Origin of the sequence: Haloimpatiens lingqiaonensis (assembly GCF_901447495.1) — a bacterium.
In the GTDB taxonomy this organism is placed as follows: Bacteria; Bacillota; Clostridia; order Clostridiales; family Clostridiaceae; genus Haloimpatiens; species Haloimpatiens lingqiaonensis.
On record NZ_CABDWS010000090.1, the window covers coordinates 1 to 11,533 of the forward strand.

The 11,533-nt window shown below is 27.5% G+C and carries 8 protein-coding genes and 1 pseudogene; 6 read left to right on the forward strand and 3 right to left on the reverse strand.

Annotated features, from left to right (window positions below; translation table 11 throughout):
* Positions 1–141 precede the first annotated feature (141 nt).
* Positions 142–621 carry a hypothetical protein gene (locus FGK85_RS13285; RefSeq protein ID WP_138207398.1) on the reverse strand — a complete coding sequence of 160 codons (480 nt, stop codon included), beginning with the start codon at positions 619–621 and terminating at the stop codon, positions 142–144.
* Between the two features lie 110 nt (positions 622–731).
* Entirely contained in the window at positions 732–1,700 is a 969-nt protein-coding gene (locus FGK85_RS13290) for an SPOCS domain-containing protein (protein WP_138207400.1), read from the reverse strand.
* A 429-nt stretch (positions 1,701–2,129) separates the two neighbouring features.
* On the opposite strand from FGK85_RS13290, the gene FGK85_RS13295 reads away from it, so the two are divergent.
* Complete coding sequence (locus FGK85_RS13295) at positions 2,130–2,798, forward strand: DUF3786 domain-containing protein (protein ID WP_138207402.1); 669 nt, start codon at positions 2,130–2,132, stop codon at positions 2,796–2,798.
* Positions 2,799–3,224: 426 nt separating this feature from the next.
* Here FGK85_RS13295 and FGK85_RS13300 read toward each other — a convergent pair whose 3' ends face one another.
* Positions 3,225–4,139 carry a transposase gene (locus tag FGK85_RS13300; RefSeq protein ID WP_138207404.1) on the reverse strand — a complete coding sequence of 305 codons (915 nt, stop codon included), beginning with the start codon at positions 4,137–4,139 and terminating at the stop codon, positions 3,225–3,227.
* A 985-nt stretch (positions 4,140–5,124) separates the two neighbouring features.
* On the opposite strand from FGK85_RS13300, the gene FGK85_RS13305 reads away from it, so the two are divergent.
* From FGK85_RS13305 to FGK85_RS13325, 5 genes and pseudogenes are all read left to right on the forward strand, one after another.
* On the forward strand, positions 5,125–6,501 hold the full coding sequence (locus tag FGK85_RS13305) for an efflux RND transporter periplasmic adaptor subunit (RefSeq protein WP_138207406.1): 1,377 nt from the start codon (positions 5,125–5,127) through the stop codon (positions 6,499–6,501).
* 155 nt (positions 6,502–6,656) lie between these two features.
* A pseudogene (locus tag FGK85_RS13310) lies at positions 6,657–7,355 on the forward strand (ABC transporter ATP-binding protein); the annotation flags it as partial.
* Positions 7,356–7,498: 143 nt separating this feature from the next.
* Positions 7,499–8,671, forward strand: coding sequence for an ABC transporter permease (locus FGK85_RS13315; RefSeq protein ID WP_138207410.1), 1,173 nt, complete (start codon positions 7,499–7,501; stop codon positions 8,669–8,671).
* A gap of 497 nt (positions 8,672–9,168) precedes the next feature.
* Complete coding sequence (locus tag FGK85_RS13320; RefSeq protein ID WP_138207413.1) at positions 9,169–9,855, forward strand: response regulator transcription factor; 687 nt, start codon at positions 9,169–9,171, stop codon at positions 9,853–9,855.
* Positions 9,845–11,335, forward strand: coding sequence for a sensor histidine kinase (locus tag FGK85_RS13325; RefSeq protein WP_138207415.1), 1,491 nt, complete (start codon positions 9,845–9,847; stop codon positions 11,333–11,335). Before FGK85_RS13320 ends, FGK85_RS13325 begins: the two co-directional genes overlap by 11 nt.
* Positions 11,336–11,533 lie beyond the last annotated feature (198 nt).

Genomic DNA, 11,533 nt, shown 5'->3' on the forward strand with positions numbered 1-11,533 from the left:
AGCTTCTTAGAAAAATTTTCAAGTTATTTATAGGACCAATATAGTGTGAAACACTGTAACTATATTCCTGCCAAGGAATTTGAATCTACAATTGGTATTTCAACTTCTTAAATTAAAGAAGTTAAGTTAGTAATAGAATTTTTAACATGGATGGGTGTAGTTTGCAATAATTTTAACTCTTAGATTTAGCGCTGAACATAAATCATTATTAGGAAGAATAAAGCTAAATCTTCTATTTACATTTGTACATGGTGAATTTGCATTGATAGAGTTAGTCTTGTCATATGCTAATGCATCTTCTTGGGCAGAGCATGGACATCCACCACTTAAAGTAAAGGTTTGAGATTTATAGGCTAATACTGTGTTACAATTATCCATAATTATACACCCTACAGTTAACTCCTTACCACGACAAACGTTTTTTAAACATACATTTACTTCTAATAATCTCGATGTGTTGGCTACATTAATAGGATCTAATGTAGCACTTTTGCAAAGTTCACAAGGATCAAAATGAATACAGCTATTTCCATCAGTTTTATTACAAAAATCCGAAATGGTACACGGATTTATATCAACAAAACTTTTGTTTTTATCATTTTTTTCAATAACATTATCCATGTAATTAACCTCCCTATAGTTTATTTATTAAAATTGATAATATTAGATATTCATAGTAATAGTATATTAATACGGACTATATAAGGTTACTGAAATGTACTTTTAAGTTTTTATTTAAAACATTCTTCACTGGTATTCATATCATACTCAATAGTTACACTTACAGGTTTTCCCTCTTGTTCTTTTGAAGTGGTTTTTAAAGAATTATTTATGAGCTCAGAGGGAATTTGTAAATTATCTTTTAAATAAGAATGAATATCCTCTACAGGTATTTGGAAGCTATTATTATGAACCATATTAGTATCCTTTATAGGTGTTTGTAGATTATTGTTAGAAGCAGTGTTAATATCATTTACAGACATTTGCAGATTATTATTAGAAGCAGTGTTAATATCATTTACAGGCATTTGCAGATTATTGTTAGAAGCAGCATCAATATCATCTACAGGCATTTGTAGATTATTGTTAGAAGTAACATCAATATCATTTACAGGTATTTCTAGATTATTGTTAGAAGTAGCATTAATATAATCTACAGGCATTTGCAAATTATGATTAGAATTAGCACTAATATCTTGGGAAGGTATTTTTAAATTGTTATTAGAAATAATATCTATATTTTTTTCAGGTGATTCATTATTATTTAAAATTTCACATATTACCATTAATATTGATATAGAAAAGCTTTTTTCATTTATATGATTAATAAAAGCTTCTTCAATAAATATAGTAGGTTTTAAATTAAACGTATTAACATTTTCAATGGGTAAAATTTCTGAAAAGGGCCTACTAAATTCTGTGTAGTAGATATTTTTTGAGTATAAGTTTGATTTGAAAAATAATTTTGAATTTAAGAAGCCTTCTATAAAAATTTTATTTTTACCATGAGTAAATATATGCTTGTAATTGCTAATTTGTGCATTAAGTGAAAGTTCTAGTATCAGTTGTATGTTGGGCTTATTTTCAGGAAGAGTTATATGATAGGATTTACAAATTTCTTTGCAGGGATATTGTATATTATAATTACTTAATTGTTTTTGAGATATTAATCCATTTATTTTTATAGTGGTATTTTTCATGTAAATACTCCTTTCTACTGAATCTTTGTATAGTTAAATATGATAGTGTTTTTCAATATAAAATTTTAAAGTATATCTATTTTATATATGTTATGTAGTAATATGTGGCAAATAATATTTTGCTAAATTTAATGTGGTTTTCATGGAATATGGTAATTATGTAAAGGTTCTAAACTGAGTTGATTATAGTCATCTAGCATTTTATGTTGTACAATATTTATTAAATGATTTAAATTATTCGAGCACTTCTATAGTACAAATTAAAGTTTAATAAATCTTTATTATTATTTTATGGTATGAATCTGATATAATATGTGTTACTAGGTTGGAAGGATTTTTTTAGTTAATATTAATGGTGAATAAAAAAATTATTATATTAATATTGAATATGAGAATGTAAGGTATCGTAATATTAATGGGGGTGATCATATGACAGCATCAAAGGATATTGATAATAGACAGGGTAGAGTTCCCTATGAATATATTCAAAATATATTTAAAAATCACAATCCTAAGGAAATGGAGAAACTTACAGGTGTAACATATGAAGAGGAAAGAAAGACTTTTAAAATAAGACTCATGGGAAAAAATTACTACGTAGAGTATCCATCCGCAGATACATTTAATGAAGATGGACAAGAGATAAAAGGATATACCATTAAAACTATATTTTTAAGATATTTAGTAAATGGAAAAGGTATCCCGCCTACAGGAAAAGATATAACGTATAAAGAAATACCAGGAGGACATACTTATTATCCTAATTTTAGTAGCAGGACTATTGCTAGACTGGCTAAGTTATTTGGAGATAATTTAGAATTTTTTCAGCGGATTTTCGAAAAGATGGGAGCAGAAAGAGTAAAAAGCGGCCATATGGCATATAGATTTGAATTTATGAATAATGTTTATATGACTTTTATAGTATGGCAAGGTGATGATGAATTTTCAAGTTCTGCAAACATCTTATTTGATTATAATACTATATACTATTTTAATGCAGAGGATTTAGCTGTGGTAGGAGAAGTTGCTATAGAAATAGTAAGAAATGGTGGAGAACTGCCTAAGGGGATGACGTTATATACATACGCAGACAAATAAGACAAGGACAGGTAGACAAGTAGGGGACGGTTCATTAAAATTATTTAATTACAATAATTTTAATGAACCGTCCCCTACTTGTCCCAGTTCCCTACTTGTCCACAAATGTCCACAAAAATGATTGAAAAATGATTGTCTTGTTTTAATTAATAATTAATGTTTTAATGTTTTAATATTATCTTTTGTTTTTCTGTCAGTCAGTGTAATCACTTACTTCTATACTCCTTTTAGCATAACATAATACTAAAAGGATAACGTATTTTATTTAAGAAGTGACCTAATTTTATTATGGTAGCATAAACAAATATATGCAAATGTAATTCAAATAAAATGTAATGTGTAATAAATAATTTAGGGATTAAGTTGTTTGTTATCAAGTTGTATATAAAAAATGTAATTGCAAGTGTGTAACTAATAAGAGAGTCATTAAGTAGAAGTAAATTGTAAAAAATCTTCTACTATGTTTTTATAATTATTATTTTCCAGTACTAATTTTGTACCTAAAGAACAAAGTTGTGAAACGCTAGATTGAGTTATATTACCAATGAAGTTGCAGATTTCCTTTTGAGTTAGATGTCCTAAACAACGTAATAAAAAAATAAGTAAAGCTTTATTTGAGGAAGAATTATGTTTATTTTTCATAAGAATTTGCCACTTTCTTAGTTTTGTATAGGAAGTTATAAAATTTAGTATATCTTCAGGAGTATAGCTCTTTAAAATAGTAGTTTTTTCACTTCTATATTCCGAGTTTGAATCTTGAAATTCAATGGCTTTCATTAGAGAATGCTCATTACAACCATATACAAATTGTATATAATTTTCCCTAGCTTTTTTTATATTTTTACTAAAGATACTCATAACATAAGATTCGTTTAAAATGTTAAAAGGATCCTTATTAAGTCCTAGGTACACACTAAGACTTGAAAATTTATATTTTTCAATACAATTTTTATACTTTTTTATTGAACTTGGATTTTTGTGTATGTAAGCTGAAAGAGTAAGTAGGTAATTATCATTATCAACAATAATACTTTTAAAACGATCTCTAAACACACTGCCATTTCTATTATACTTTTTATTATAATATTGGGCATAGCATTGATTTATGTTTTTCATGAAAGAGCTTAAATCTGTTGTAGGATCAGAAATTATTAAATGAAAATGGGTAGTCATTAGGCAATAGGCATAAACGGAAAAGTTGTATTGCATCTGGTATTTTTTTATCAATGTGAGAAATTTGATTTTATCTTGATCATCACGGAATAGAGGAAACTCTGTTAAGCTTCTGGACATAATATGATATACAGAATTAGGGGCTACAATTCTATAGCTGCGAGGCATTGATAACACACTCCTTGTAATTGAATATTAATTAAATATAATTAAACAACACTTAATTTCAAAAAAGATTATTGTTAATTATTATGAGTTAATTTACATTGTAATATAAATATAGTTATATACAATTAAGGTTTTATTTGTCATAAAATTAATAATTGTAATAAATGAGTTAAAGATGTATTAAATTGTATGCAATAGGCTATAGCTAGTTGGTATTTAAATTAATAAATTTAATAAATTAAATCATTAATTTATTATTTAAAATAAAAAACTTATCTGGTTATTAAGTTGAATAATATTTCAAGTTTTTAATAAGCTAAAAGTCCATCCATGTAAGGATAGCTTTAAATAACTTGTGGAAATTTGTATCATATAAATAGCGAGTATAAATTGGGAAATCCAGATAAGTTTATTCACGCTTAAACAATAAAAACTTACCATAGTAATAAAAATAAAAGAAGTTTCATAGATTTAGCTTTCTTTTGAAATATTATTTCCATAATTAAGTTAAATATACATAATTATATAATAATACAAAAATATATTAGAAATTAAAATATTTAATTTTTATATCTTCAATAAATAAAAATTGATTCTAATTAATGTCCTAATTAATGGTCATTAGAATATAACAGTAAAATTTATTAAATTTTGAAATGGGAGAAATTGATGGATTGAGTTTAAATAAATGACACAAACAAAGTTGTAAATATAGTTGAAATTAAATACAAACGGAGCTTGTAGATATATATAGCTGGGGATGTAAATATAAATAAATATGTAAATATAGGGGCGGTTCACTAAATCTAACTAAATTTAATGAACCGTCCCCTGCTTGTCTTAATTTATAATTTGTTAACAAAGTTGTCACTAAAGTGTCACTGGGAACAGGTAAACTTTGTTTATCAGATTATTTAAAATGTATATTATTGTAAAATATTAAGAAGTAAAGTAATATTATTGCTAAAAATGAGGAGGGAAAATAGTGAATAAAAAATTAGTAAAAATAGTTTTTGTAGGTTTAGTTGTAACAGGTATTGCAGCGGGAGGATGGTGGATATTTAATAAATATAGTAAAGGAAAGAAAATGGCAGTAAATACAAGATACATAACTGCAAGTGCAACAAAAGGGGATATGAAGGTAAGTGTACAGGGAACAGCAACTGTATTTGCAGATGTTACTAAAGAAGTGGTTACTAATAATAATGGAGAAATAAAAGATTTAGCCGTGAAAGTTGGAGATAGAGTAAAAAAAGGACAAATCATATGTAGAGTTGAAAGCGAGCAGTTAAGACAGCAGATTAGTAATGCAGAAATTAATTTAGAAAAACAAAAACTCCAATTGGAGAAAGCTAAAACAGATGAAGAAATTAATTTACAGAATTTACTTGTAAATGAAGCACAGAAGGATTTAGATTATGCAAATAGCCAAATGAATAAAGCTGTTCTTACAGCTCCTATTGATGGTGTAGTAGTGGAAAAGAACAATAATAATGGAGATAATGTTCAAAGTGGAAAGACAGTAATTTCTATAATGGATCCAACATCATTGAAAATTAAGGCATCCATAGATGAATTGGATATTTCAAAGATAAAAAAAGATCAAAAGGTTCAGATAAGTGCTAGTGCTGTTGAAAATAAAGCATATGAGGGAACAGTTGAGTTTATATCAGAAACGGGAACAAGTAATAATAATGTAACAAATTATGATGTTACTATAGCTATGAAAAATTATGAAGGGTTAAAAATAGGAATGAATGTCAATGTGGACATATTAGTTAACAGTAAACAAAATGCTTTGATAGTTCCAGCAGAAGCGGTAATAGATAGAAATGGTAAAAAATACATCATGATTACTGATACCAATAATGAAAGTAATAGTAGTAATAATACTAATGAAAGTAGTAGCAATACTATTAATAGTAACAATACTATTAATAGTAACAATACTAGTAATAGTAACAATAATATTAATAGTAATATTGGTAGTAATAATAATGATAAGAATGCCACTAGTAGTAAGTCAAAAGTTAATGGAAAATATGGAAATGATGTGAATTTTAATAGAAAGCAAAGTAGTGAAACGGATAATAATGAATTTGGAAGCAGTACAACTAGAAAAGCTGACTTAAGTGGTTATGGTAATTTAGTGGAAGTAAAAACAGGACTAGAAAATGAAAATTATATCGAAATTTTGGAAGGAATAAAGGAAGGACAAAAAATTCTTATAGCATTACCTGAAAGCAGTAATACAAATACTAATAATATGAGGAATAATAATATGAGGAATAACTTTGGAGGTATGGGTAATAGAATGGATATGCCTGGTATGCCTAATGGTAAATCGTCAAAAGACAAATAAAACAAAATAAATAAATGCAAATAAGCAAGCAAATAAAACAAATAAAATAAATAAAGGTGAAGTAGTACTGAATATTGGTTTGAGGTAGCACTAAATAGGTGAAAATATAGTTAATAGGTGATTTGTAATGTTGGTTGACGGGGAGGTAGTACTGTATGAATAAAAATATTGAAGAGAAATATGTTATAAAAATGAATAATATATGTAAAAATTATAAAATGGGAAAAGGAGAATATAAGGCATTAGAAAATATAGATTTAAATATTAAAAAGGGAGAATTTGTGGCTATAGTAGGTTCTTCAGGAGCTGGAAAAACTACTTTAATGAATATTATAGGTTGTCTGGATATACCCACAAAAGGGGAGTATATATTAGATGGGCTAAATACAAAGTGTAGTGATGATAAATTAGCTGAAATCAGAAATAACAAAATAGGATTTATATTTCAAAATTATAGTTTGCTACCCAAATTAAGTATACTTGAAAATGTTGAATTGCCGCTAATTTATATGGGACTAAGTGAAAAAGAAATTAGAGAAAAAGCAGATCAGTGCTTGGAGAAGGTTGGTTTAAAAACGCATATTAAGCACAAACCAACGGAATTATCTGGGGGTCAAATGCAGAGGGTTGCCATAGCCAGGGCCTTAGTTACAAATCCTCAAATTATTTTGGCGGATGAACCAACTGGAGCTCTTGACAGTAAAACGGGAGAAGAAGTATTAAAAATGTTAAAAGACCTAAATGAAGAAGGGAATACTATAATTTTAATTACTCATGATAAGGAAATTGCCAATAAAGCAAAAAGAATTATAACCATAAAGGATGGAAAAATAGTATTGGATGTTTTAAAAGAGAATTTAAAGGAAAAGAATCTAAGTAAAGAAAACTTAATTAAGGGAAGCCTAAGTAAGGAAAATCTAAGTATAGAAAGTTTAAGTAAAGAAAATCTAAGTATAGAAAGTTTAAGCAAGGGAAACCTAAGCAAAGAGGTGAGCCTATGAAGATAATTAGACTTTTTAAGATGGCTATAAAGTCCATATGGACCAATAAGATGAGATCTTTTTTAACCATGCTAGGTATAATTATTGGGATTTCATCTGTAATAGTACTTGTAGGCATGGGGGAGGGAACTAAACAGCAGGTTCAATCTCAAATAGAAAAACTGGGGACTAACTTGATAACGGTTAATATAGTTGGTAAAAGGACAAAAAGTTTTACAGATGAAGAAATAGCTGAATTAAAAAGTAAACCCGGAATAAAGGAAATTGCACCATTATTTACACAAAATAATATAGATGTTAAAGCAGGAAGTAAATCAACAAATACTTCAGTGGAAGCATCTACACCGGAGTATTCCAATATAAGAAAAACATATGTAAATTACGGTAGATTCCTAAACAAAAGGGATATAGATAACAGATATAAAGTTGCAGTTATAGGTGTAGATACGGCAAATGACTTATTTGGAACAACAAATGTAATTGGAAAAGTTGTAAATATAAATGGAATTAATTTTTCTATAGTAGGAGTTTTAGAATCCCAAGGTAGTAGCATGGGTGGTTCTGGAGACGATAAAATAATATTGCCTATAAGCACTGCTCAAAGATTGTTTAAAAACACTGATATTAAAACTTTTTATGTAGAAGCAACAGATAAAGATAAAGTAAGTGAAGCTATAAGTTATTTACAGCTATTTTTGAACAAAAAGTTTAATAATGATACAGACAGTTATAGAATATTCGATCAAACCAGTTTGCTTAGTACAGCAAATGAAACCAATAGCAGTATGACTATGATGCTTACTGGAATTGCAGCTATATCACTTATTGTAGGCGGTATCGGTATTATGAATATAATGCTTGTATCAGTTATAGAGAGAACTAGGGAAATAGGAATAAGAAAAGCTATAGGAGCCAAAAGAAGAATTATATTAATTCAATTTTTAATGGAATCATCAATAATAAGCTGTCTAGGTGGATTAATAGGAGTATTAACGGGATTTTTCATAGCTTATATTGCACAAACGCTTCTTAAAATGACCATTGTAATATCAAGTAGTGTAGTTATAGGAGCAGTAGCTTTTTCAATATTTGTGGGTATATTGTTTGGAATGTATCCAGCAAGCAAGGCCTCTAAATTAAATCCTATAGAAGCACTAAGATTTGAATAAAATAGGTTTATTCCTCTGCGAAGTATTTCGTAGGGGTATTTTTTAATATTCCATGTGAATTATAATTAATATAGTATAAAATAGCAGTATATTGAGAAAGAATTATAGGAAATTGTAGAGTAGGAAAGAGGTAAAAAGTAAGAAGTAAGAGTTAAAAGGTAAGAACTAATAGGTAAAAGATGAGAGTTCCTTTAAAAAATTCAGCAAGGCTGAATTTTCGGCACAACTATTACTTACAAATTAATTATAAAAAACTCTTTGAGTTTTATCCTTACCTCTTACCTATTACTTATCTGTAAATTTCAAATTATAGTTAATTTCTAAAGGAGATTTAATCTTCATATTAAATTTTATATTTTTATTTTATAACTGCGAAATTTGAATAATTAACAAATTAAGAGTAATTAATACATTGCTAAATAGTTAATATAATTGCTTTTGTATATGCAAAAGCAGAAATTGTGTGTAGAACTAGATATAACATGGAGTGTGAGTTTATGATGGATACTATTCTTATAGTGGATGATGAGGAGAGAATTAGAAAGCTTATTGTGGCATATTTGAAAAAGAATAATTATAATACTATGGAAGCAGAAAATGGCATGGAAGCTATAAAAATTTTAAAGGAAAATAATATTAAGCTTATGATACTAGATGTGATGATGCCTGTAATGGATGGTTGGACAGTATTAAATGAGGTAAGAAAATTTTCTAACATACCAGTGATTATGCTTACAGCTAAAGCAGAAGAAGAGGATACTTTATTGGCATTTGAATTGGGAACAGATATTTATTTAACTAAACCATTTAGTCCCAAGGTACTTGTGGCTAATGTAAAAGCTTCTTTAAGGAGAACTTATAATTCCCAGATTACAGATGATAGGGAATGTGCATTTGCAGGTATTTATATAGATAAGAATTCCCACAGGGTAACTATAGATGAAAAAGAAATAAACCTTTCACCTAAAGAATTTCAGCTTCTTGTTTATTTTGTGGATAACAATAGACTAGTATTAACAAGAGAGCAGATATTAGATGCTGTTTGGGGAAAGGATTATTATGGAGATTTGAGAACTGTGGATACTCATATTAAACGATTAAGAGAAAAACTTGGTACAAGGGCATATGCCATATATACTGTAAGAGGATACGGATATAAATTCGAGGTGAAAAATGAAGAGTAAAAAGAGTATATCAAAGCAGCTTTTTATTATAACGTCTTTAGTATTTATAATTTTTATTATTATAATATTAATTACTCAAACTTTGTTTTTTCAAAAATTTTATGTAAATAAGAAAAGAAAGGATATACAATCGGTTGTAAGTAATTTTAAAGAAGAATACAAAAAAACCACCACTAGTGAAGAAATTACAAATTTAGTAGAAAAATATCATATGAATAGCAATGTAGACATTAGTATTTTAGAATCTTCAGGAAATATACAAATGTTTTTAAGGCGGCAATATTTGAAGCCAGAAAAAATGAAGACAATGTATATGAGTGATTTTATAAATAAATGGGTTCCTAATACGTATAAGTTTCAGGAAATTATGACTAATAATAAAGGTGAGACCTATTTAGAACCTCAAAGAGAAAAAGAAGGTCCAAGAAAAAATATAGTTTATATATTACCTATTAAAGAAAAAAATCAGATTATCTTTGGATTTGATTCATTAGAACCAGTAAATGAGGCAGTATCTGTAATAAAGGAATTCTACATATATTTTTTTATAGTTGCAATTTTACTTATAATAGTTGCTTCTTTTATTTATTCTAATATTATAACTAAGCCTTTAATACAAATAAATAAAACAGCCTTAAAAATGGCCGAATTAGATTTTAATGAAAAGTGTACCGTGAAAAGTGAAAATGAAATAGGAAGCCTTGCCACTACACTGAATTTTTTATCTGACAATTTACAAGAGGCTTTGACATCTTTAAAAGAAGCAAATGCAAAATTAGAAGAAGATATTGAAAAGGAAAGGCAGTTAGAAAAAATGAGAAGGGAATTCGTAGCGGCGGTTTCTCATGAGCTTAAGACACCTATAACATTAATAGAAGGATATGCGGAGGGCATTAAGGATAATGTGTTTGATGATGAAGATAAGGAATATTATATTGATGTAATAATGGATGAGTCTAAAAAGATGACAGGGCTAATCAATGACATGCTTGATTTATCCTTGCTAGAATGTGGAAATTTTAAGTTGGTTAAAGAGAAGTTTTTCATAGATGAATTAATTAAATCCACTGTAAAAAGATTTTTGGGCATTGTTAAGGAGAAAAGCATTAATATTCAATGTAATTTAGTTGATAATATAGAGGTAAATGCAGATTGGAATAGGATAGAACAGGTTATATACAATATATTGACCAATGCTATAAGACATACTGAAAAGCAAGGTACCATATTTGTGAATATGGTAAAGCTAAATGAAAAAATTAAGATAGAGATGGAAAATGAAGGGGAGCGTATTGAAAAAGAAGAACTTGATAGGATATGGGATAAATTCTATAAAGTTGATAAATCAAGAAGTAGAAAATTTGGAGGTACAGGAATAGGACTTGCGGTAGTAAAAAACATTATAGCTTTACATGGCGGAGAGTGTGCGGTGGAAAATACTGAAAGAGGAGTGGCTTTTTATTTTATATTACCACTGTAGTTTTGTTTAATATTTAATTGTTTATTTAATAGCATAAAGCAGTATTAGTTTATAGGTTATTTGTATATATATTTAACTTATGGGTTATATTAACTCTTAAATGTAAAAATTTATTAAAAAAATCATTAATAAAATTGCATAAAATTTCAAACAATATTTATATAATTATTTATTTATCTAAAAAATAGAACTAAATGT

Bases quoted from the DNA above. Each gene is read 5' to 3' on its own strand.
- FGK85_RS13320 (WP_138207413.1), top strand. From the start codon at position 9,169: ATGATGGATACTATTCTTATAGTGGATGATGAGGAGAGAATTAGAAAG.
- FGK85_RS13315 (WP_138207410.1), top strand. From the start codon at position 7,499: ATGAAGATAATTAGACTTTTTAAGATGGCTATAAAGTCCATATGGACC.
- FGK85_RS13295 (WP_138207402.1), top strand. From the start codon at position 2,130: ATGACAGCATCAAAGGATATTGATAATAGACAGGGTAGAGTTCCCTAT.
- FGK85_RS13285 (WP_138207398.1), bottom strand. From the start codon at position 621: ATGGATAATGTTATTGAAAAAAATGATAAAAACAAAAGTTTTGTTGAT.
- FGK85_RS13325 (WP_138207415.1), top strand. From the start codon at position 9,845: ATGAAGAGTAAAAAGAGTATATCAAAGCAGCTTTTTATTATAACGTCT.
- FGK85_RS13300 (WP_138207404.1), bottom strand. From the start codon at position 4,139: ATGCCTCGCAGCTATAGAATTGTAGCCCCTAATTCTGTATATCATATT.
- FGK85_RS13290 (WP_138207400.1), bottom strand. From the start codon at position 1,700: ATGAAAAATACCACTATAAAAATAAATGGATTAATATCTCAAAAACAA.